The organism is Serratia sp. KH_031, from assembly GCF_057839655.1.
On the sequence record NZ_CM174496.1, the window covers coordinates 3,647,945 to 3,671,202 of the forward strand.

A 23,258-nucleotide genomic window follows, 5' to 3' on the forward strand; every position below is an offset into this window, starting at 1 on the left:
GGAACAACAACCCCAGCAGTGAGAAAGATGAGAGTAGATTCTAATACTGCGTGGGAGCTGTCACTCCGCCGCGCTGGGATAGAAAACTTCCGCTTTCACGATTTACGCCACACATGGGCAAGCTGGCTGGTTCAGGCTGGCGTTCCGCTATCAATTCTACAAGAAATAGGGGCTTGGGAAAGTATCGAAATGGTTCAACGATATGCACACTTAGCACCGAACCATCTGACTGAACACGCACGTAAAATCGACGCACTCTTGGCACCTGACGACACAAATACGACACAGGGAGATAATCAGGCAGGATTAAGGATTGCTTAAGTAGTTGATTCTTAATGGTACGCCCTACAGGGCTCGAACCTGTGACCTACGGCTTAGAAGGCCGTTGCTCTATCCAACTGAGCTAAGGGCGCATTGGGGATGCGGCAACCGAGGCTGCGGAGTTGGATTATACGGTCAGAGGTTGTCGAGTCAATGCCTTTTCATAGTGTTCCACCAACCCGCGTGTTTTATGCTGGTTTTTCATCCATGTGGAATGCTGGGAATATCCTAAGGCAATGATCTACCAACGCTAATTTCTTGCCATAACCCAGCATCGGCCAATGCCGTGCCATAACCCATTTGAGAAGAAGGATGTTCGGTTTGCTGCGGTGGTTTTTGACGTTGTTGACATAGACGAGTGGACTGAACCACCGCCCCAATATCCCCCCAATCGATACTTTGACCGTTCAGTACATGACAAGTCGCTAGCAGAGTTGGGATTCTTTCGGCATTGGACTGAGAATCCAATGAAGCATAACAAGATGGAATGAAAATCAGCGAGACAGCGAGCAATGGCCACTTAATCATTTTCCACGCCCTCTGCACCAAGCCGCGATACGCATTTTCCATGAAAGCGGTTGATTCTGTGTTTTACTTCGCTGATGTAGCTCAATTAACAACGTCACTTCCGCCGGATGCAATGATGAATCAAACACCGTTTCACCAATGTGTTTCGGCTGTTCTTGCATCATGTCGATAGACTGATGCAGCGGATAGAGCTGGGTAATTTTCATCATGATCGTCACTCCGCCAGTAGGTTGATGCAGCCAATGCTACGCTGCACCGAATAAAAAACTCGTAGAGGATCATTCTGTTGATATAAAAAAAACATAAATCCAAAAGCGCAGAAGGCTCGAATCCAAGAATTAGCTGTATTCAGCGCCTGACAGCGCGCTCAGCTTCTGCCAAAATAGCCACATCCCCCGCTTTTCTTTAATGATGGATTTCCTCACTGATGGCAGCAAAGATTATTGATGGTAAAACGATTGCGCAGCAGGTTAGAAACGAAGTGGCTGAGCAGGTTAAACAACGTCTGGCGGCTGGCAAACGCGCGCCGGGCTTGGCGGTAGTGCTGGTTGGTGAGAATCCGGCCTCGCAGATTTACGTCGCCAGCAAGCGCCGTGCTTGCGAGGAAGTCGGTTTTGTCTCTCGTTCTTACGATCTGCCCGTTACCACCAGCGAATCCGAGCTGCTGGCGTTGATCGACCAACTGAACAACGATACCGAGATCGACGGTATTTTGGTGCAATTACCGCTGCCGGCGGGCATCGATAACGTCAAAGTGCTGGAACGCATCCATCCTGATAAAGACGTTGATGGTTTCCACCCGTACAACGTCGGTCGGTTGTGCCAACGTGCGCCCAAACTGCGCCCTTGCACTCCACGTGGCATTGTGACTTTGCTTGAGCGTTACAACATCGACACCTACGGCCTGAATGCCGTGGTTGTTGGCGCGTCCAATATCGTCGGTCGTCCGATGAGTATGGAACTGTTGTTAGCGGGTTGCACCACCACCGTCACCCACCGTTTCACCAAGAACCTGCGTCATCACGTAGAAAATGCCGATCTGTTGATCGTTGCGGTAGGCAAGCCGGGCTTTATTCCCGGTGATTGGATTAAACCGGGGGCGATCGTGATTGACGTCGGTATTAATCGTCTGGAAAGCGGTAAAGTGGTCGGGGATGTTGATTTTGACGCTGCCAGCGAGCGTGCCGCCTATATCACGCCAGTGCCGGGTGGTGTTGGCCCAATGACCGTTGCAACACTGATTCAAAACACCTTGCAAGCCTGCGAGGAATACCACGACATTCAACCTAAATAGTCACTTACCTAAATAAATAAGGCCGTATGGAAATTTTTAATCTGGACAATCATCCCCACGTCGAACTCTGTGATCTGCTGAAGTTTCAAGGCTGGTGCGAGAGTGGCGGAACCGCCAAAGAAGTGATCGCCAAAGGTTTGGTCAAGGTGGACGGCAAAGTAGAAACGCGCAAGCGTTGCAAGATCGTCGCCGAGCAAGTCGTCGAATTTAATGGTGGCAAGGTCACCGTCAAGCCTTAATATCGTTGATCCGCAACCAGTTCAAACGGTTGCGGATTTCTACTCACACCTAAAATTGATATTTAATCCCAAGGGTAAGCGAAGTATTGCTATAACCCGCACCGCCCCATTGTTGGCTGACATGGCTCCACACACTCAGACCATTGCCCATTTGCCCCTGAGTGCCTAGCAACAGCTCACCGATATTACGACTCCCTGCCTGTTGCACTTCCATATCATTCAAAACAGCACCCGCTAATTCGCTGTTATACAGCCAATTCATCTCACCATAAACGGTGAATAGCCGCCCTTGTGCTTTATCCGCCGCGGTAGCGCCAACACGGGAAAGATTCAGCCCAAGCCGTGTCTGCACATTATCGCTACCGGTTGATTGCACTCGTGTTCCTTGCGCTTCGGTAATATCATCCGCTTGCAAGCCACTCCATATCACTTGCGCTTGCGGCGTCACGATCACCTGAGCATTTTCACTTTCGAGCCAAAGATAGTGATAACCACTTTCTAGAGCAGCACTCCAGCCATTAATGTCGTAGTACTCACTACCCAACGCATCGCCTTTGACACTGGCATTCAACCAACTGTATTGCAGCCAACTGTCAAGGTAAGCGCCTTGTTGACGCACCGCATCTTGATACCAAGTGGCATAGAGTCCGCTGGAATAACCATCCACCTGCCCTTTCGCGGCATAATCGCTACGACCAGAATCCGTATTAGTCGCGGCGGTGCCATAACCAAACATCACGCCCAACGCCAGCCGTTGATCTGCTGAGTTTTCCATGCTGAACAACTCGCCACCGCCTTGTACGACATAGCGATTGGTTGTGTTACGCAGTTGCCCTGAGCCATCATAAAAACGGCTATGCCCGCCCACTTGGCGTAACCATAAACTGGAGTTCTCTGCCTGACCTTCCCGGTCTTCTAGCCGCAAATTAAACAGTGAACTGGCCGCCGCCATGTTTGCCATATAACTCCCCGCCTCCGGGCGATATATCGGTTCATCACTGTGTGGCTGCTGCGAACGTAAATACCAATTACCGTTCTGCTGTGTCGGCGTTCCCTGATACAAAAAGTACTCATAAGCCCCGGCGACTACCCGTCCCGAGAGGTTAAATACCCCATCCGATTGCCCGCCTACCGAGACAACTTCAATCCCATCGACCGTCTGAGCCCCTTTACCACCTGCATTGTTGATCAATAATTGGCTACTGCCGTGGCTATCCCCCTTGATGACAAGCTTGTCAGTTAGAGAATGATCGCCTTCTAGCTGGCTGCTCAAAACCAGCTCGCCATGGCTACCGGTATAATTCCCTTGTACGACGAGTTGGCTGTTGGGTAATGCGCTAGCCATCACCACCCGCCCGGCATTATTCAAATTCCCACCGACGGTAAATTTACCCGTTGCCCCATCCGTAAATAGTGGCAATGCATCAGCCACTGCCAATGTTCCTCGGTTATCAACTTGACCAGTCACACCGCCATAACCCCCCAACACCGCACCGGGGGCAATAATGACCCGCTCACTCGCTAATGTGGTGGAAGAATGCTGTTGGTCACCCACGATCAGCGTCCCTTGTTGAATATCGGTCAGCCCGCGGTAAGTTTGCGTTTGGTTAAACAATAGTGTGTCGCCACCTTGCTTAATCAATTGACCATTGCCACTAATCACGCCGCTGAACTCATCGTCTAACGTCTGGTTTTTCAGGGTTAACGTCGCATTGCCTAGCGCGATATTGCCCGCACCAGATAGTTTATTGATACGTTGCGAGAAATTATTGAGATCGAGGCGAGCACCGCTGGCAACTTGTAGTTCGCTACTGCTAGCCAGCGCATCATCAATCCCCATCTGCAACGTCCCTTCTGCAATCTGCGTTGGGCCGCTGTAACGGTTATGAGCCGCGAGAGTTAATGTGCCAGCTCCTGCTTTATAAAGTGTTTTGCCATCCCATCCGGTGAGTGGGTTAGCCACCTGATCAAATAAGGGCGCTGCCAGTTCGAACGCATCATTGGCATTAACCAGAGTAAAATTCCCATGCGCTAATTCAGGTGTCTGTGTCAGGCCGTTATACCAACTCAAACTGGCATTGATATTGTAATTTTGGTGAAGAGAATCAATCCCATTAGTGATAGAAATATAATCTACCGAGGACGCTGAACCACCAATATGAATCGCAGAGAAATCACCGCTAATGCCTCCCGCAGTGGCAGTATGTATAACTTGGAGTGTTTTCTGTGCGAATGAAGCCAACCCAGCTGTTTCTTGGGCATAAAAACCTGCCAGATTAAATACCGAGTTAGCCCCCAATACGACATGGTTGGCATTAATGATCGGCTCAGTTTGTTCCCCAGCCAAAATAGCCAAAGTGCCATCGACTTCGAGTTGGTTTGTCACTTCAAGGTTAGCGGTTTTACCCAGTAATAACACCGCGCCTTCAGCCATGTTCACATCATGATTAACCGTAAACGCCCCATTTTGAACTAAACCCAAAGTGCCTTGGGTAATGTTGATATCCCCCATAGAAGAATTATCACCACTCAGCAATGCACTATAACTCCCCTGTTTGACTAACTGCCCGCTGCCAGAAAATACATTATTGAACATGCTGTGTTGTTGCATATCCAAGATCAGAGTGGCTTCATTGGTGACCGTTCCCGTTCCTAGGCTTTTGCCATTGGATACTGCCAGAGTGCCGTCATTGATCAGCGTTCCGCCGCTATAACTGCTATTCCCGGAGAGGGTAATCAATCCATCACCGGTTTTTTCCAATTGGAAGCTGCCGCCTTGTTCACTAATATCGCCACTAATAGTCCCGGTATACCCTGCATAAACAGCGGTAATACGGCTATCTCCCGCCAAAATGAGTGGGCCAGAAAGTTGGGCATTACTGTCTAAACGCAGCGCCCCCAGTTGCCCCATCGGTTCTGACCAACCTTCACCTTCAATGACCACCGGGGTGGTGTAATTGGCCGCATTACCCAGCCATAACGTACCGCCGTCTTTGACAAAGATATGGGATAACGGTAGTGGGTTTTTGCCTACCGCCTGCAATCTCGCTCCATTTTCGATAACAATATTACCGGTGAACGCAGTATTATTATTACTCACATCATAAGATGACTGATTGCTAACTCCGGTTCCTTTAAAATTAATCGTACCCGAACCGGTAATTGAAGAGCTAAAATCAAGCCCAAGATCAGAGCGGTAAATATTGAGAACACCTTGAATATTAATGACGCCACCATCAATATAACCATGACTGCCACCATCACCCACAGTTAATACCGTCCCCGCCCCGATATTAACTCCGCCACCATTCATAGCCACATTACCCGTTAAGGCTAAGCTACCTTTGTTAATATTTATTGCCGTGGGGTTGGCACCAGCAAAATTTATGTCACCGCTAAGTGACCAGTTAGTACCATTCATCTCTAACGCTGAAATACCACTATCTGAACTATTCCCATTAAAACTACTGCTCGTCGCTCCCGCACCTTGTAACACCACACGATTATTTAATCCTGCGCTAATGACATTACCTGAAAGGCTAGAACCTTCATTTAAGATCAAGGTGTTATTATCGCCTTGCATATTGATGGCAACACCACCGGTACCGGTTATAGCCCCATTATTGACGATCACCGCGCCGCCACCCGGCAACAGATCGATGCCATTGTTACCCACAATCGAACCATTATTGATGATATGGGTTCCATTAGTCGTTAACGAAGATAATACAACACCGGAATCCGCAGCATTAATTGAACCATCAACAAATAAATGCCAATCACCTGATTCACCTACAATACCATCACCAGTATTTGTTGTTAACGTTGCTGTCGGTAAAAGTAAAAACTCATATTCCGGGGTGTAATCATTTAAATTAATCGTGGTCGTTGATGTTAACGGTAAAGAGATGACCTCTGCCAATAATGGTTGATGAAGTAATAAATATGAAAAAGATAACCCTATACGAAGAGCCCATTTTTTTCGTCTTGAAAAATAATAATTACTAGACCTTGAAGCACACCCCATAGTATTGGCCTTCTATTAAAAATAATTGTTTTTATTCGATTTTTTATTTAATAAGAATAGCAGAGGATCCCTGACATTCCAGCAGAAACGCCAATCAATCTTTTATGTAGCAACGATTTGGATAAAAAAATACCACAGTATTTACCGTGGTATTTTAAACATTATCGAAAATTACTTGCGACGCCAGGTCGTTCCCTGTGCACCATCTTCCAATACGATATTCATCTCGTTCAAGCGATCACGTGCGGCATCCGCCAGCGCCCAATCTTTGGCTTTACGTGCATCATTACGCTGCTTGATCAAAGCTTCGATTTCCGCCACTTCAGCGTCATCTGCTTGCGCACCGTTTTGCAGGAATTGTTCGGGTTCCTGTTGCAGCAACCCCAGCACCTTCGCCAGCTTGCGCAGTTCGGCGGCTAACGCGCTAGCACTGACCATGTCTTCAGTTTTCAGGCGGTTCACTTCACGCGCCAGATCGAACAACACCGAATAGGCTTCTGGCGTATTGAAGTCGTCGTCCATCGCCTCACGGAAACGAGCAATAAAAGCTTCACCACCAGCAGGCTGAGCGTGAATATCGGTGCCACGCAGCGCGGTATATAAACGCTCCAACGCGGTACGAGCCTGCTTCAAGTTCTCTTCGCTGTAGTTCAACTGGCTGCGATAGTGACCTGACATCAGGAAATAACGCACGGTTTCGGCATCGTAATAACCCAACACGTCGCGGATGGTAAAGAAGTTGTCCAACGACTTCGACATCTTCTCTCTGTCGATCATCACCATGCCGGAATGCATCCAGTAGTTGACGTAGGGGCCATCGTGCGCACAGCTAGACTGCGCGATTTCGTTTTCGTGGTGCGGGAACATTAAATCCGAGCCACCACCGTGAATATCGAAATGGGTGCCGAGCTGTTTGCAGTTCATCGCTGAACACTCGATATGCCAGCCCGGACGCCCTGCGCCCCACGGGGATTGCCAGCTTGGCTCGCCCGGTTTGGACATTTTCCACAACACGAAGTCCATCGGATTGCGTTTTACATCATCAATCTCAACGCGAGCACCCGCCTGCAACTGCTCCAGATCCTGACGTGACAGCAAACCGTACTGAGGATCGCTATCAATAGAGAACATCACGTCCCCATTGCTCGCCACATAGGCATGATTACGAGAGATCAAACGCTGAGTGATCTCGATAATCTCCGCGATATGCTGAGTCGCACGCGGTTCTTGATCCGGGCGCTCGATCAGCAACGAATCAAAATCAGCATGCATTTCTGCCAACATGCGCTCAGTGAGTTGATCGCAAGTTTCGCCATTCTCTGCCGCGCGACGGATGATTTTATCGTCCACATCGGTCACGTTACGCACGAAGTTCAGATCGTACCCCAAGTAACGCAGGTAACGAGCAACGACATCGAAAGCGACAAAGGTACGACCATGGCCGATATGACACAGGTCATAGATGGTTACCCCGCACACGTACATGCCGACTTTGCCAGCATGAATGGGTTTGAATTCCTCTTTTTGACGACTCAGGGTATTAAAGATCTTTAGCATCAGGCTATTCCATGGTGTGCGTGATATTGATAGTCATATGAACAATCTTCGTATTGAACCGCGAAGGCGGCGTTTATGCAAGGTCAAGGCGGTGGTTTAGACCGTTACTGACTCATTAATTGAGATATGTTATAAGGTCGGTCTGATTTATCAGCCTCATCACTTCACTTATTTAGGAACATTATTATGGTTACTTTCCACACTAATCACGGCGACATCGTTATCAAAACTCATGCCGATAAAGCGCCTGTTACCGTTGAAAACTTCCTGAACTATTGCCGTGAAGGTTTCTATACCAATACTATTTTCCACCGTGTGATCAATGGCTTTATGATCCAAGGCGGCGGTTTTGAGCCTGGCATGAAGCAGAAAGACACCAAAGACCAAATCAAAAACGAAGCCAACAATGGCCTGAAAAACACCATTGGCACTTTAGCCATGGCGCGTACCAACGATCCACACTCTGCTACTGCCCAGTTCTTCATCAACGTTGCCGATAACGACTTCCTGAACTTCCGCGCTGAAAACAGCCAAGGTTGGGGTTACTGCGTATTTGCTGAAGTGGTTGAAGGCATGGACGTAGTTAACAAGATCAAAGCCGTGAAAACGGGTCGTAGCGGCATGCACCAAGACGTGCCGGTGGAAGATGTTATCGTCACCAGCGTTACCGTCAGCGAGTAATCGCAAACGCATGAGCACTCTGTTCATTGCAGATCTGCATTTATGCGCACAGGAACCGGCAATCACTGCCGGTTTTCTGCGTTTTTTGCAACGCGAAGCGATCCACGCCGACGCATTATACATTCTTGGCGATCTCTTCGAAGCTTGGATTGGTGACGACGATCCCGAGCCGTTACACGCCGAAATTGCTGCCGCACTAAAAACGCTGCAACAAGCCGGTGTTCCCTGCTATTTCATCCACGGCAACCGCGATTTTTTGGTTGGCAAACGCTTTGCCCACGCCAGTGGTACGACTCTGTTACCTGAAGAACAAGTGGTTGATCTGTATGGCCGCCGGATCTTGATCTTGCATGGCGACACACTCTGCACTGACGATCACGCCTATCAACAGTTCCGCCGAAAAGTACATAATCCACTGATTCAAAAACTGTTTCTGGCCTTGCCTCTCCGCTGGCGCTTAAAGATTGCCGCCCGTATGCGGGCTCGCAGCCAGCAAAGTAACCAATACAAGTCTGAAGCGATTATGGACGTCAATCCACAGGCAGTTGAGCAAGCGCTACAACGCTATCAGGTGCAATGGATAATCCACGGTCATACTCACCGCCCGGCGATACATCCACTGACTTTACCGAATGGCGAAGCCCATCGTGCGGTGCTCGGTGCTTGGCACGTTTCTGGTTCCATGATTAAGGTGACGCCAGAGGCCGTCGAGCTGATAGAATTCCCATTCTAACCCCTCAATAAAGTTCTCTTTTAGCCAACAAAACCAGCGACGCAACCGTTTTCCTTGCCGAATACTCGTGATATGCTCTACGCCCTCGAACCGGCCTGCCACGACGTTAATACGACAGCGCAACGGGCCAACGCTTTACAATCACAGGAGCCTTACCCCATGGGAGCCAACGCTGCCTCAGCCACCAATGCTGCGGTGAAAATCGCCATCGTAATGGGTTCAAAAAGTGACTGGGCCACCATGCAGTTTGCGGCTGACGTCCTGACCGAGCTTGCCGTCCCCTTCCATGTTGAAGTCGTTTCAGCCCACCGCACGCCAGACAAACTCTTCAGCTTCGCCGAACAGGCCAGCACGAAGGGTTTTGATGTGATTATTGCCGGTGCCGGTGGTGCTGCGCATCTGCCGGGGATGTTGGCAGCAAAAACGCTAGTTCCCGTTCTAGGTGTACCAGTGCAAAGTGCGGCGTTAAGCGGGGTTGATAGCCTGTATTCCATCGTGCAAATGCCACGCGGTATCCCAGTAGGCACATTGGCCATCGGTAAAGCTGGTGCCGCTAACGCCGGATTGCTGGCTGCGCAAATATTAGCCTTGCACGATCCCGCGCTGGCACAGCGTTTGGCGGCTTGGCGTCAGGCGCAGACCGATGAGGTATTGAATAACCCGGACCCGCGGGAGGAAGCATGAAACCGGTTTGCGTACTGGGCAATGGTCAGTTAGGGCGTATGTTGCGTCAGGCTGGCGAACCCTTAGGTATCGCGGTCTATCCCATAGGTCTCGACGCCGAACCAGAAGCAGTGCCTTATCAAAACAGCGTGATCACCGCCGAAATCGAACGCTGGCCAGAAACCGCGTTAACACGTGAGTTGGCAACCCATAACAGTTTCGTTAACCGTGATATTTTCCCCCGTTTGGCCGATCGCCTGACGCAAAAACAACTGTTGGATCAACTCAAGCTAGCCACCGCGCCATGGCAATTACTGGCCGATACCAGCGAATGGCCACAGGCGTTTGATAAGCTGGGTGAACTGGCGATCGTCAAACGTCGTGTCGGGGGTTACGATGGTCGTGGGCAATGGCGCTTACGCCCAGGGCAAGAATCTGAATTACCCGCAGACGCCTACGGTGAATGTATTGTCGAGCAAGGGATTAATTTCTCTGGTGAAGTCTCGCTGGTTGGTGCCCGTGGGCACGATGGTCAATCGGTGTTTTATCCGCTGACTCACAATCTGCACGAAGACGGCATTCTGCGTACCAGCGTGGCGTTGCCGCACCCCAATCCCGCGTTGCAACAGCAGGCGCAGCAGATGCTCAGTGCCATCCTCAACGAATTGAATTACGTCGGCGTGATGGCGATGGAATGCTTTATCGTTGGCGATCGTTTGTTGATCAACGAATTAGCGCCACGTGTTCACAACAGTGGTCACTGGACACAAAACGGGGCGTCGATCAACCAGTTCGAACTGCATCTGCGTGCCATTCTCGGTCTGCCGCTACCAACGCCAGTGGTGAATACCCCTTCGGTGATGGTGAACCTGATCGGCACCGCAGTGAATCTGCAATGGCTCTCGCTGCCGCTAGTACATTTGCATTGGTATGAGAAGGAAGTGCGGGAAGGCCGTAAGGTTGGGCATTTGAACCTGAACGATCCAGAGGCTTGTGCATTGCAACAAGCGCTGCAAACGCTAGCGCCGATGTTGCCGCCTGAATATCAGAGTGGTTTGGTCTGGGCGCAAAGCAAACTGTAAAACCAAAACTCACATCCCCTGCACGTACAGGGGATGTGGGTTTATTCCTTAAATACGTCCACGACCTGGGTTACGTCCCAAATGCCCACACTGATCGGTTGGCGGCCACGAACCATTCCCGGCATCATCTAGTTGTTTCCACGGGTAGGCCCCTTTGCCAGGTTCTTCCTCGGTACCCGGTTTAACCCCTTGATTCCACCAGTTAGCTTCCCAGTTGTGTCCATCCCAAGAAACTCTATCCCCCGCATTATATGCTTTGGTCGCTTCCCAAATCGGATAAAGAGTCACGGCTTTCACCACTACGCTGTGCGATTTAGAGGTTCTCAAACCAAGAATATCCGTTGCGGTGAGTGTAAAGTTCAAAGTGATATCACTACTCAGCGTCGGTGCAGTAAAGTTAATCACCGCATTGTTTAGTGAATCCACAGAGACACCCGCGGGCACTTCCCAGAAGTAATTTAGCGCAAAACCTTCAGGGTCATACGATTGACTCCCCGATAAGGTTGCCGCAGCACCACTATTCACCTGTATTGGCCCAGTAATTGTCACCACTGGCGGCAAGTTTTGCCCCCCCGCTACCTGAATGACATGATTTTTGGTATTGCTTTGCTTACCGTCAGATACCGTTAACGATAAGGTATAGGTTGACGCCGGATTGCTAGTCGGTGTTTTGACTTGAATGGTCACATTATTCAAAGCGCCAATGACTTCCAGCCCAGTTGCCGCAACCCAGTGATAAGTCAATGGGTTGCCTTCCGGATCAAACGACGGTGCCCCGCTATAAGTCAGTAGTTCTCCGGGCTGAACCGGATTTGTCGGCCCTGAGACTAGCGCTACCGGGGGCTGATCGATCGGCGATGGTCTGACATTCACCCCTTTAAAATAGAAAGGTGTCATATCAACCGCCAGAGGGGTCGTGGCTTTACTCCCCAGCCCTTCACGCACCGCGTTGACCAGCAGACCATTGTCTTGATCTACCGTCCAAGTAAACACTCCACCCAACCCTTTGTCGAGTGCATAAGCGCCCTTAGCTTTAGCTGTACGAGGGGTATCCAGCGACATGAACAACTGAGATTCTGGGTTATACAGATAATCGGCATCAGCCTTTTCATCGGTATACAGCGAAAAACCATTTTTACCCGCTTGAGTATTAAGATCTAGGTAGTTATAGAGAATGTCATACCATTCTGTAGTACCAGACTCGAAACTACCGGTAGTGGTTCCCAATTCGGGTTGAGGAACATAAGTGCCACTGAGCGGCGATTCACTAACAATATTGGCATTACGTGCATTACGGGTATAACCGGCATAACCAATATTAATATTGCCAGGATTCACTTTCAGTTCATCTATCAGGTAATTGACTGCAGCCTCAACGCTAAATGTGGTTTCACTGCTGCTTTTCAAGTTGGTATGGTGATTAAGTTTCTGAGCCCACGGAGTACCAAAGAAATCGTAGGTCATCAGGTTAATCCCCGAAACCCCAGCCTTAATTAACTCAGGTATATTTGCCAAAGCCATTACCACCGGATCGGCAGAAGTGGCAATACTGATCTTCACATGATCCAAATATGCTCCCGCTAATTTGGCTCTCAGTTCCGTGATCAACTGCTTATAATATAACCAATCATCCGGTGCGTGAGGATTACCATTACCCGGTGCACCTGGATATTCCCAGTCCAGATCCAGCTCGGTAAACATCGGAAAACGTTTGAGTAAATCCACCACACTGAGGCAGAAATTAGCTCGTCTCTGAGGATCACGAGCCGTATGGTAAAAACCATTACTCATGGTCCAACCGCCAATACTGAACGACAAGATCAGGTTATGCCCAACGGCTCGAGCTTCTGCTTGTTTTTTACGAAATCCACCCAGCACACCTTGAACTTTGTCTTGCTGAAAATCCTGCGGCATCGGGATATCTTTCCAGCTGGGAAAACCATTATTGACGAAGGCCTGACAATCCCCCCAATAATCTAAAAAAGTCACTTCACCGGGTTTTGAACGAGCAAAATAGGGAGCAGCGGAGGATATAGCCTTAGACTTCGCCCCCATATCACCCAGAATACCGGCAAAACCAATAATAATTTTATCGAATGCCGTCGGATCCAACAGTGCCAGATTAACACCACGGCCACGATCAGCTGGCGAGCATTCGGGATTAGTCAAACGCCCATCATATTGTGACCAGTCGGTATAATAACCAAATACTTTAGGCTTCCCTTCTTTGGGATAATGGTTATACAGTGGATTAGCGACTCGCGCCGCCGTATAACTCAGTTTTTGCGTTTCTCTTGCTGGAATAAAACCATCATTAACATACGATTTGTCAGTAGCATTATCAGGTTTGGTAATATTAGTCATATTATTTTCCTCATGGAAACGCGTGATAGCAATGTGCTGTCAATGTTAATTGACAAGTGTCAATCAAGCTGCACATAAATAAATGGAACTTATCAATTTACGCATAAGAAAGTATGTCGATAAAACCAGATAACTCCAGTAGAGTTGTTTTTTTAATTCATATAAAAAAACAATAACAAACATCATATCAATGTAATTTTTCATGCCCCCTGTCAGAAGTGACAGGTAATTTACCCACGTTATTAATATTGACAAAAACCCGAACAACAATAAAGCTAAGCTTAAGGTTTAAAACTACTAGCAGGATCTATGAGTGCGAAAAAAACCAGTCTTGAAATTACGCCTATCAGTGAGCGAGTGATACCGAAAAAATATATCGACGAAGTAAAGTCTTGGCTTTCTTCACTAGGCTTTGATTATTATGTTTATTGTGTTTTTCCAACGGATAGTTTTGATTATTGTCATGCATTGAATGGGTTTAGTGAACAGTGGACAAACATTTACATTGAAAGTGAACTCTACAAGAAAGATCCCATTATCATTCAATCTCGCGAAGGGCTTAGCCCCATTATATGGAACCATGATGATAATGATGACATTTATTCAACCATAGCTAGGAATTGTGGTATTAAGCATACCTATGCTATTGCCAGCCCATTTACAAAAAGAAATGCAAGCTTGCTAGCTATTTCAAGCAAGAATAATATCAAGTTTAATAATAAAGAACATTTACAACTATTCGGCGGCATGTCAATCCACTTAAAACAGCTCAATCAAATGATGTTATTCAACAATCATTATTTTTGTCAAAACCAAGAAAAAGCCGCACTGACTCACCGTGAATTGGATTGCTTGAAATGGATCTCCCAAGGGAAAACCGCTTGGGAAGCCAGTAAAATATTAGGGATCAGTGAGAGAACCGTCGTATTCCATTTGAATAATTGCAGCAAGAAATTACTCTCCAGCAATCGTATCCAAATGGTACATCAAGCCACTAAATTAGGGTTGATATAGCCGGTAGCTTACACTACCGGCTGATTATCAGGACTCAGAGTAACTTTTAAATAACGCCTGTCCGCGTAACAGCCGAACACCCAACCAACCGCCACACAGTGAAAGCAACAACGCACTTAGTAGCGGCAACGCCCACCACAGCAATGGCGTCGGTTGCCACGGGAAGTCGAACACTTTCACCTGCAACAACCATAATGCAGCTTCTGCGCCGACAGCGGCAGCGATGCCAGCGACAAATCCCAACAACGCAAACTCACACCACAGCGTATTGCGTAATAGGCGTTTACCGGCACCTAAGGTGCGGTAGACCACCAGCTCCTGTCGCCGCTGACGCATCCCGACCTGAATCTGTGCCATCAACAATAAACCACCGCAAACCACCACCAGCACCACCATCACTTCCAGCGCTCGGCTCACCTGCTGCAACACGCCACTGGCCTGTTTCAGTATCGCGCCAATATCCAGCAAACTCAGCGTTGGGAACTGACGGTTGAGTTGTGTCAATGCATTACCCTCACCTTGGTAACGGAAGCTGGTAAGCCAAGTTTGCGGCTGGCCGTCTAACGCCTTCGGTGGGAAGATGAAGTAAAAGTTCGGTTTCATGCTTTCCCAATCCACCTTACGCAGACTGGTGACTTTAGCTTCGATCGATTGCGTATCACCAGTAAAGGTCAGCGTATCACCCAATTTGATCTTCAAGCGCTCGGCTAAACCTTCATCTATCGAGACTTCACCGGCGTGTGGCGCTCCGTTACCTGCGGTCAGTGGATTGTGATCGGGCAAACCGTTCTGCCAAGTCAGATTCAGCTCACGGTTAACCGCTTCGCCGCCCGGCTCCTCCTCTTTAACTCGTTCGGTTGCGATTTGCTGGTTAATCTTTGTCAGCCGCATACGCACGATCGGGTAGAAGGTTTCTTCACGCAATTGATGTTGCTGGAGGAAGGTTTTCACCTGCGGCACCTGCGCTTCAGTCATGTTAAGCAGGAAATAGTTAGGTGAATCCGGTGGTAACTGTTGTTGCCAACGATCAAGCAGATCGCCACGCATCACCAATAACAATGCCAGCAGCATAAACGACAACGAAAATGCCGCCAGTTGGCTGACCGTCACCCAAGGTTGATGTAGCAGGCGATTGACCGCCAGCCGCAATGCCAAATTTTTCAGCGTGATACGGCGCAGTAACAGCAAACTCCCCCAGCCAATACCGCCCAACAATAACGCCAACACCACGATGCCACCGAGGATCGCCCACAGCAAAGTACTGGCGCCCATTAATCCGACCAACAGGAGCACAACAATCAGCACCGCCGCTGGCAGGAAATAACGCAGCGGCCAAACATTGGCGACCACGTCACGCCGTAAAACACGCAGTGGCTGGGTAGCAAGTAACTGACGATAAGGCCGTAGCCCTACTAGCAACGAAATCATCAGCAATGCGCCCATCGCCCACAACCACGGCCAAGCCCCCGCAGATGGCAGCTCACCCGGTAGTACCGGAGCCAACAGACGAACCAGCACCGCTTCAAGCCCCAAGCCGATGACACTGCCGCACACCGCAGCCAGCAATAACACCGCCAACCACTGACCTACGATCAACTTACGTAGCGCTTGTCGCCCCGCGCCCAAGGTTTTCAGCACCGCGATCAGATCGTAACGACTGCGGCAGTAATGGCTCATTGCCACGGCAACAGCTGCGATCGACAGCAACAACGTCAGCAAGGCTGACATCAGTAGGAACTGTTGTGAACGTTGTAATGATTTGCCCAGCGTATTATTAGAATCTTGCGCGCCAAGCCAACGCTGCTCAGGCGTAAGCTGTGGTAGCAAACGTTCCTCATAACGCTGAATATTTTCTGGTGAACCAGCAAACATATAGCGATAAGACAGACGACTGCCCGGTTGTACGGCGCCAGTTTTATCCACATCGGCCAGATTGATCATGATGCGCGGCGCGGTCTGGAACGGGTTGAAGCTAGCGTCCGGCTCTTGGATAATCTCACCAGCAATACGCAAGGTGGTATCACCGACGTCGAGATTATCCCCCACCTTCACGTCCAGCAGCGCCAACAAACGCGGCGCAACTAATACCGAACCCGGCTCCAATTTGATGTTGGCAGGGCGTGTTTCCAGCTTGCCGTACAGCGGATAGGCTAAATCAGTGGCTTTCACTTCGGCCAACTGTGGACGATCACCCGCGTAGGTCATGGTGGTGAACGATAGCTGGCGGCTCACCTTCAGCTCCTGCTGCTCGGCATCTAAAATCCAGCCGTCTGGCACTGCTCGCGCGGTACGCAACACGCGATCGCCAGCAATGAAATCACGGCTTTGTTGGTTCAACCCTTGATTCATACGATCGCTGATGCTGCCCAAGGCCAACACGCAAGCGACGGAGAGCGTCAACGCCAGCCAGACAATCAGCAGCGAAGGTGAGCGCCATTCGCGCCAAAACCAGCGCCAAATCATGCTTCCTCCCACAGCTTGCCTTCACGCAAGCGCAACCGACGTTGGCAACGTGCCGCTAGGGTTTCATCGTGAGTCACCAGAATCAACGTGGTAGCAAAATCTCGGTTGAGGGAGAACAACTGATCGACAATCCGTTCACCGGTTTGGCGATCGAGATTGCCGGTCGGTTCATCGGCAAACAAGATGCGTGGTCGGCCGCTAAAAGCACGCGCCAATGCCACACGTTGCTGTTCACCGCCGGAGAGTTGAGCGGGTAGATGGCTCAAGCGCTTACCCAAACCCAATTGTTCTAACAGCTGCACCGCCTGTTCACGGCTCTGACGCTCGCTTTCACCGCGCAGCAACGCCGGTAACTGTACGTTTTCCAAAGCGTTTAGCGTCGGCACTAACATGAACGACTGGAACACGAACCCCACATTTTTCGCACGCAGCGCTGCGCGCCCTTCTTCATCCAGCGCATTGAGCGATTGCCCTAACAGATGCACATCACCCTCGCTGCCATCGTCCAAACCGGCCAAAATACCCAGCAACGTTGACTTGCCCGAACCGGATTCGCCGATCAATGCGATGGTCTGCGCAGGTTTGACAACCAGCTCAACTCCGGTAAGGATGGTAAGCTGATGCTCACCCTGACCAACGTGTTTACTAAGATGATGAACTTCAAGAACGTTTTCCGCTGGCATCTTCCCTTCCTTTTATTGTTGGGATTATTCAGTTTACGTGCTGTCGCCGCCGATACCTTATTGATTCTAGGCGACAGTTTAAGTGCCGGTTATCGCTTGCCGGAAGCGCAAGCCTGGCCAACACTGCTGGCTAACCAATGGCAAAAACAGACTGGCGACCCTCAAGTGGTCAATGCCAGTATCAGCGGGGATACCGTCGCTCAAGGGTTGGCTCGTCTGCCAGAATTATTAAAACAGCACCAACCGCGTTGGGTATTAATTGAACTCGGCGCTAACGACGGTTTACGCGGCTTCCCCGCACCAGATATGCAACGCGATTTGGCTCAGGTCATCACTCTGGTGCAGCAAGCAAATGCTCAGCCGCTGCTGATGCAGATCCACATCCCACCGAACTATGGTCGCCGTTATACTGAGGCATTCAGCGCGGTTTACCCAACGCTTGCCAAACAGTTCAACATTCCGCTGCTGCCGTTTTATATGGAACAGGTCGCAGTCAAGCCGGAATGGATGCAGGATGACGGTTTGCACCCGAATCAAAGCGCCCAACCGTTTATTGCCACTTGGATGGCGGAACGTCTGGAACCGTTAGTAAAACATGAGTCTAACTAAATAAGACCCGTCGACTAGGTAAAGTTATGCAAAAAGCAGTATTAATTACCGGCTGTTCCAGCGGGATTGGTTTAATTGCGGCACAAGATCTGCGTAATCGTGGCTATCGCGTTATTGCCGCCTGTCGTAAACCACAAGATGTCGAAAATATGCGCCAATTTGGCCTAGAAAGCCTCGAGCTGGATCTGGACGATAGCGACAGCGTCGAACGCGCCGCTGCGCAGGTGATCGAAATGACCGGTGGCCGTTTGTATGGCCTGTTCAACAACGGCGGGTTCGGAATGTATGGCCCGCTCATCGGCATTTCACGCGCCCAGTTGGAAAAGCAATTTGCCACCAATCTGTTCGGTACCCATCAACTGACCCAATTGCTGCTGCCAGCGATGTTGCCACATGGCGAAGGCCGCATTATCCAAACCAGTTCGGTGATGGGGCTGGTTTCCAGCGCAGGCCGTGGGGCTTATGCCGCCAGCAAATTCGCATTAGAAGCTTGGTCTGATGCGCTGCGTATGGAGTTGCACGGTACCGGCATTCAAGTCAGCCTAATAGAACCCGGCCCGCTGACCACCCATTTCACCCAGAACGTGAACCAGACTCAAAGCGATAAACCGGTGCACAATCCTGGGATCGCCAAACGGCTGACGCTACCACCAGAAGCCGTACTGCCCAAACTACGCCACGCGCTGGAAAGCCCACGCGCTAAGCTGCGTTATCCAGTGACATTACTGGCACATGCGCTAGGTTTGTTGCGCCGCATTTTGCCGGGGCGCGCACTGGACTGGGTGTTACGCAGTAACGGTTAATTAAGGCGCGAGGGTTGATAACGCTCGCCGCCGCCCGCATATGGCAATCTATAGCCGCAAGATCAGAGAGAAATTATGCTAGCTCAATCCGTCGTCAATATTAACGAAACAAACCTGCATCAGACGCTGGAACAATCGATGTCCGTTCCAGTGCTGTTTTACTTCTGGTCAGAACGCAGCCAGCACTGCCAACAACTCGGCCCGGTGCTGGAAAAATTAGCCGCCGAATATGTCGGTCAGTTCGTGCTAGCTAAGCTCGATTGCGACACCGAGCAGGCGATCGCGTCTCAATTTGGCTTACGTTCTATCCCGACCGTTTATCTGTTCAAAGACGGTCAACCGGTGGATGGTTTCCAAGGGCCACAACCAGAAGAAATGATCCGCGACTTGCTGCAACGTTTTCTGCCAAAACCAGAAGACGTGAAATTGACGCAAGCCACTGAACTGTTACAAGCAGGCAATGCCGCAGAAGCGTTGCCGTTGTTGAAAGAAGCTTGGCAGCTCAGCAACCAGCGTGGCGATATCGGTTTGAGTCTGGCGCAAGCGCAGATTGCACTGAACAAATCCGAAGATGCCGAAGCGACGCTGGCCACCATCCCATTGCAAGACCGCGATACGCGTTACCAAGGTTTGGTCGCGCAGATCGATTTGTTGAAACAAGCTGCCGACACGCCAGAAATTCAGCAATTGCAGCAGCAAATTCAGCAACAACCGGAAAACGTTGAGCTCGCGGTACAGTTAGCATTACAACTGCATCAGGTGGGGCGTAACGAAGAAGCGTTGGAATTGCTGATGGGGCATTTGAAGAAAGATCTCTCGGCTGCCAATGGTAATGCACGTAAAACACTGCAAGACATCCTCGCCGCACTCGGCACCGGTGATGCACTGGCCGCCAAGTATCGCCGTCAGTTATATTCTTTACTGTATTGATGTATTAAGGGCGCAACTCGCCATTGCGCCCTACTTTCAACTCACCGCTACTTTTCCCTCTTTGACAAACAGCATGGCGATAAAGCCCACCACGGTAATCATGGCGGCGAAATAAAATCCCGCATTCAACGAGCCAGTGCTGTCGGCAATAAAGCCTGTCACATAAGGCGCAAAGATCGAAGCCGCCATACCAAAGAAGTTATAAAGCCCAAAAGCGGTGCTCAATGCCGCACGTGGCGCATTATCCGCCACCAGCGCGATCAATACTGGGTTGAGGCTGATTTTGCCGATAAAACCGTATAACACCAGCACCGCAATCAACGCGGCTTCACTGGTTGAATAAACGATGCCGAAGATCGCCAATAATGAGAACGGCAGCATGCAAAGTACCACCTGCTTTCTACGGCCTAATTTGTCGGAGATATAACTGCAAATCAAAGTACCCAGTACTGAAATCCACGGCACTATCGAGGCGATGCTGGCGGCATGTACAATGTCCATCCCTCGTTCTTTTTGCAGGTAATAAGGCAACCAAGTAATGATCACAAAGAAGCCGTAGATCGAACAAAAGATAGTGATATACGCCATCAATAAATTGCGATTTTTAAACAAATCCCAAAAATTGAACTCACTTTTTTGCGCTGTCGACGCTAGGTTATTCGCTGAATCTTGCGGGGCTTTCTCTCGAATAAAGAACAGCATTAACAGCGCAACAATGAATACCGGGATCGCCATCGCCAGAAATGGCATTTTCCATGAGGCATGAAATTGCTCGATCATAATACTGGAAAGATAATAGCCCATGGCGATACCGAACGACATTCCACTGCCGATCACCGCGCTCCCCAGCGTAATCCATTTCTTGGGGATCGTCTCAGACGAGAGGGCATACTGCGGGCCATAATAAACCCCTTGCGCCGCTCCGGTCAGCATCCATAACACAATGAAGATCAAAAAATTAGCGGAGATACTGACCGATGCGATAAACAGTGCAAACAACATAAACCCGCTGACCAAAATGCGTTTTCTACCCAGACGATCGCCCAACAGTCCAGCGGGTACTTGCAAAATGGTGTAGGTCAAAAAAAACAGACTACTGATCAAACCTAAATGGCTTTTGGACAGGCCAAATTCATTTTGGATCTGCGGCATTATGGGGCTAAGCACCGAACGTCCGGCATAAATAACCACCCAACCGAGGAAAAAGATAATGACGGTTTTAACCCAATAGGGGATAACTTCTTTTTTAGTCGCCTGCATATTCTATTCCCTCAGTTGAATCCATTCTAATAGCTATACCCTAAATAATTGGAGTTGCATCAAGGCGGCAATTGAAAGACAAATTGGTCGTCAGACCGATTTGAACAGCGCTTGCGCTGGCCCGAAGGGTGAGCTGAGGAACGAAGCTCATAATCCCGATGAGCTTACGCCAGTAAGTGATTCGGGTGAGCAAGAGCAGCCAACAAAGATGCAGCTTCAAGTATGACGGGTATAGTTACGGCGTAATCGATGTACCTGCAGTCCCCGCCAGAACCGATTCAATATCTTTTAACGCACCGATATGAGCCACTTTCCCGCTACGTCGCACAAAACGGCTGACCGCCATAATTTTTGGCCCCATAGCCCCATCAGCCACCGCCATTGGTGCTAACTCTTGTACGCTGGCCGAGCGAATAGCTTTTTGCTGTGGGGTTCCCCAATGCTGATAAATCGCATCCGCATCAGTGAGGATCACCAAGTGATCCGCTTCCAATGCCTCAGCCAGCAACGCAGAGGCCAGATCTTTGTCGATAACAGCTTCGCTACCGACCATCCCTTCAGCACTGTTCACCATTGGAACGCCACCACCACCATTGCAAATCACAATGTGGTTTTTGGCTAACAACAGATTGATCGCTTCAATATCGATAATCTTTTTAGGTTCTGGTGAAGGAACCACACGGCGCAGATATTTCCCATCCAGTTTCATGCTCCAACCGTATTTCTGCTCCAACTCCCGTTGCATCTGCGGCTCATAAACCGGTCCAATAAATTTGCTGGGTTGTTGATAAGCAGGATCTTGGCTGTCCACTAACACACGAGTAAGCAATGTGGACACGGGTTGGCTAGGATGAAATGCGCCCAATTGCTGTGCCAACATATAGCCAATCATGCCCTGACTTTCGGCCACCAGAATATCCAGTGGATAAGGTGACACGTCACGGTAGGCTAGGTTTTGCAACGCTAACAACCCCACTTGTGGGCCATTGCCATGCACGATGGCAATACGATACTTTTTCGCTAGTTGCCCAATACTGTCCGCGATCAAGGCAATGCTTTTATATTGATTTTCAGCAGACAGCGGCTCACCACGTTGCAATAGGGCATTCCCCCCCAAGGCAATAACTAAAGTTTCCATTTCAATACCTATCTAAAAATGCCTGTTTGGCATGCTGATTAATGTTTATCGCAGATTGATCGCCTGCGTGCCCAGCCAGACACCCAACAAAGTATCTGCACCAGAAAAATGCCCGACCTGTAACAGTGCCTGTACCGCCTGCGGTAATAGCGAGGGTTCCAATAGCCCACTCGCTAAAGTGTGCAACGGAGTAGCGAAAATACCCTGTACGGCATAATGCAAATAATTGGCACTGATCAAGGTCGTCAATGCATTAAGCTCGACCTGACTTTCAAAAAAAGGAGGTAATGCCAGCACATCCACTCGGCTATCGAGATGCGCGACCAACAACATGCCAAGTAGCGTGTCGTCATTGCTTGGTGTCAACCCCGGACCTTTGCCCAGCATAGAACGCCAATCTCCCCCTTCCCCTTGTAACCAGCGGGCAAAGGTCTGTTGCAACTCCCTCACTTCACTATTTGCTGAATACTCAATCAGATAACCAAGACGCCCAAACAACCCGGTACGTGCCGCTTGTGGGCCTAACACCGTCTGCAATGGCGATAGCGCTATTTCACCTTGCGTGGTGAGTGTCAGGTTGAGCAAAGGGTTGCACGGCTGAATGCGCAATTCGCCCAGTTCAATACCCGTTGGCGTCAATTGCCCGTGTTCAGTCGTCAGTAAGGTGTCGAAGACATCGTCAAAATCAGCATCATCAATTTCCCATCCCACTGGGCTCAAACCACGCCCAGTGCGATGTAACGTCAGTAACTGTTGATGATGAGTGAGGAAGTTGATCGCATTGTTAAAGCGACCCACACAACGCAACTGACCATAATCCTGGCTGGCATGGAGGCTGACCGTTAATGCCTGAATATTCATCCCACCTC

At 49.7% G+C, this 23,258-nt stretch carries 20 protein-coding genes, 1 tRNA gene and 1 pseudogene; 11 read left to right on the top strand and 11 right to left on the bottom strand.

All coding sequences use genetic code 11. The features are described from left to right. A pseudogene (locus tag AC3ISQ_RS16340) lies at positions 1-321 on the top strand (tyrosine-type recombinase/integrase); the annotation flags it as partial. Between the two features lie 15 nt (positions 322-336). Here AC3ISQ_RS16340 and AC3ISQ_RS16345 read toward each other — a convergent pair. From AC3ISQ_RS16345 to AC3ISQ_RS16355, 3 genes are all read right to left on the bottom strand, one after another. After that, positions 337-413: transfer RNA gene (locus AC3ISQ_RS16345), tRNA-Arg, on the bottom strand. Positions 414-549: 136 nt separating this feature from the next. Beyond that, on the bottom strand, positions 550-849 hold the full coding sequence (locus tag AC3ISQ_RS16350; protein ID WP_489348184.1) for a hypothetical protein: 300 nt from the start codon (positions 847-849) through the stop codon (positions 550-552). Next, on the bottom strand, positions 846-1,058 hold the full coding sequence (locus tag AC3ISQ_RS16355) for a hypothetical protein (RefSeq protein WP_489348186.1): 213 nt from the start codon (positions 1,056-1,058) through the stop codon (positions 846-848). Before AC3ISQ_RS16355 ends, AC3ISQ_RS16350 begins: the two co-directional genes overlap by 4 nt. Before the next feature lie 218 nt (positions 1,059-1,276). On the opposite strand from AC3ISQ_RS16355, the gene folD reads away from it, so the two are divergent. Both folD and ybcJ read left to right on the top strand, forming a co-directional pair. Next, positions 1,277-2,143, top strand: a complete 867-nt coding sequence (folD, locus tag AC3ISQ_RS16360) for a bifunctional methylenetetrahydrofolate dehydrogenase/methenyltetrahydrofolate cyclohydrolase FolD (protein WP_489348188.1) — start codon at positions 1,277-1,279, stop codon at positions 2,141-2,143. A gap of 26 nt (positions 2,144-2,169) precedes the next feature. Then, complete coding sequence (gene ybcJ, locus AC3ISQ_RS16365) at positions 2,170-2,382, top strand: ribosome-associated protein YbcJ (protein ID WP_489348190.1); 213 nt, start codon at positions 2,170-2,172, stop codon at positions 2,380-2,382. Positions 2,383-2,431: 49 nt separating this feature from the next. On the opposite strand, the gene AC3ISQ_RS16370 is transcribed toward ybcJ, so the two are convergent. Then, positions 2,432-6,304 carry an autotransporter outer membrane beta-barrel domain-containing protein gene (locus AC3ISQ_RS16370; RefSeq protein ID WP_489348192.1) on the bottom strand — a complete coding sequence of 1,291 codons (3,873 nt, stop codon included), beginning with the start codon at positions 6,302-6,304 and terminating at the stop codon, positions 2,432-2,434. Positions 6,305-6,580: 276 nt separating this feature from the next. Continuing rightward, on the bottom strand, positions 6,581-7,966 hold the full coding sequence (gene cysS, locus AC3ISQ_RS16375; protein WP_489348193.1) for a cysteine--tRNA ligase: 1,386 nt from the start codon (positions 7,964-7,966) through the stop codon (positions 6,581-6,583). Positions 7,967-8,152: 186 nt separating this feature from the next. Between cysS and ppiB the strand changes: the two genes are divergently transcribed. The 4 genes from ppiB to purK all read left to right on the top strand — a co-directional run bounded on the left by ppiB (position 8,153) and on the right by purK (position 11,125). Then, entirely contained in the window at positions 8,153-8,647 is a 495-nt protein-coding gene (gene ppiB / locus AC3ISQ_RS16380) for a peptidylprolyl isomerase B (protein WP_489348194.1), read from the top strand. A gap of 10 nt (positions 8,648-8,657) precedes the next feature. Beyond that, the gene (locus AC3ISQ_RS16385; protein WP_489353339.1) at positions 8,658-9,380 is read left to right on the top strand and encodes a UDP-2,3-diacylglucosamine diphosphatase; all 723 of its coding nucleotides are present in this window, start codon (positions 8,658-8,660) and stop codon (positions 9,378-9,380) included. Between the two features lie 159 nt (positions 9,381-9,539). Beyond that, positions 9,540-10,064: a 5-(carboxyamino)imidazole ribonucleotide mutase gene (gene purE, locus AC3ISQ_RS16390; RefSeq protein WP_489348195.1), complete on the top strand. Its 525-nt coding sequence runs from the start codon at positions 9,540-9,542 to the stop codon at positions 10,062-10,064. After that, entirely contained in the window at positions 10,061-11,125 is a 1,065-nt protein-coding gene (gene purK / locus AC3ISQ_RS16395) for a 5-(carboxyamino)imidazole ribonucleotide synthase (RefSeq protein ID WP_489348197.1), read from the top strand. The genes purE and purK overlap by 4 nt, the downstream gene beginning before the upstream one ends. Positions 11,126-11,173: 48 nt before the next feature. On the opposite strand, the gene AC3ISQ_RS16400 is transcribed toward purK, so the two are convergent. Continuing rightward, positions 11,174-13,489: a glycosyl hydrolase family 18 protein gene (locus AC3ISQ_RS16400; protein ID WP_489348199.1), complete on the bottom strand. Its 2,316-nt coding sequence runs from the start codon at positions 13,487-13,489 to the stop codon at positions 11,174-11,176. A gap of 309 nt (positions 13,490-13,798) precedes the next feature. Between AC3ISQ_RS16400 and AC3ISQ_RS16405 the strand changes: the two genes are divergently transcribed. Continuing rightward, complete coding sequence (locus AC3ISQ_RS16405; RefSeq protein ID WP_489348201.1) at positions 13,799-14,503, top strand: helix-turn-helix transcriptional regulator; 705 nt, start codon at positions 13,799-13,801, stop codon at positions 14,501-14,503. Between the two features lie 27 nt (positions 14,504-14,530). Here the strand turns inward: AC3ISQ_RS16405 and ybbP are convergent, their stop codons facing one another. Together ybbP and ybbA are read right to left on the bottom strand one after the other, a co-directional pair. Beyond that, positions 14,531-16,966: a putative ABC transporter permease subunit YbbP gene (gene ybbP, locus AC3ISQ_RS16410; protein ID WP_489348203.1), complete on the bottom strand. Its 2,436-nt coding sequence runs from the start codon at positions 16,964-16,966 to the stop codon at positions 14,531-14,533. Further along, entirely contained in the window at positions 16,963-17,649 is a 687-nt protein-coding gene (ybbA, locus tag AC3ISQ_RS16415) for a putative ABC transporter ATP-binding protein YbbA (protein ID WP_489348205.1), read from the bottom strand. The genes ybbP and ybbA overlap by 4 nt, the downstream gene beginning before the upstream one ends. On the opposite strand from ybbA, the gene tesA reads away from it, so the two are divergent. The 3 genes from tesA to AC3ISQ_RS16430 all read left to right on the top strand — a co-directional run bounded on the left by tesA (position 17,620) and on the right by AC3ISQ_RS16430 (position 19,991). Beyond that, positions 17,620-18,258 (top strand): multifunctional acyl-CoA thioesterase I/protease I/lysophospholipase L1, encoded by a 639-nt coding sequence (tesA, locus tag AC3ISQ_RS16420; protein WP_489353341.1) that lies wholly within the window; start codon positions 17,620-17,622, stop codon positions 18,256-18,258. The genes ybbA and tesA overlap by 30 nt on opposite strands. A gap of 26 nt (positions 18,259-18,284) precedes the next feature. Next, positions 18,285-19,061, top strand: a complete 777-nt coding sequence (locus AC3ISQ_RS16425) for an SDR family oxidoreductase (RefSeq protein WP_489348206.1) — start codon at positions 18,285-18,287, stop codon at positions 19,059-19,061. A gap of 75 nt (positions 19,062-19,136) precedes the next feature. Continuing rightward, positions 19,137-19,991 carry a tetratricopeptide repeat protein gene (locus AC3ISQ_RS16430; RefSeq protein WP_489348208.1) on the top strand — a complete coding sequence of 285 codons (855 nt, stop codon included), beginning with the start codon at positions 19,137-19,139 and terminating at the stop codon, positions 19,989-19,991. A gap of 36 nt (positions 19,992-20,027) precedes the next feature. Here AC3ISQ_RS16430 and AC3ISQ_RS16435 read toward each other — a convergent pair whose 3' ends face one another. From AC3ISQ_RS16435 to AC3ISQ_RS16445, 3 genes are all read right to left on the bottom strand, one after another. Beyond that, on the bottom strand, positions 20,028-21,251 hold the full coding sequence (locus AC3ISQ_RS16435; RefSeq protein WP_489348209.1) for an MFS transporter: 1,224 nt from the start codon (positions 21,249-21,251) through the stop codon (positions 20,028-20,030). Between the two features lie 235 nt (positions 21,252-21,486). Further along, positions 21,487-22,389 carry a carbamate kinase gene (locus tag AC3ISQ_RS16440; protein WP_489348211.1) on the bottom strand — a complete coding sequence of 301 codons (903 nt, stop codon included), beginning with the start codon at positions 22,387-22,389 and terminating at the stop codon, positions 21,487-21,489. 45 nt (positions 22,390-22,434) lie between these two features. Further along, positions 22,435-23,250 carry an oxamate carbamoyltransferase subunit AllH family protein gene (locus AC3ISQ_RS16445; protein WP_489348213.1) on the bottom strand — a complete coding sequence of 272 codons (816 nt, stop codon included), beginning with the start codon at positions 23,248-23,250 and terminating at the stop codon, positions 22,435-22,437. Positions 23,251-23,258: the final 8 nt, after the last annotated feature.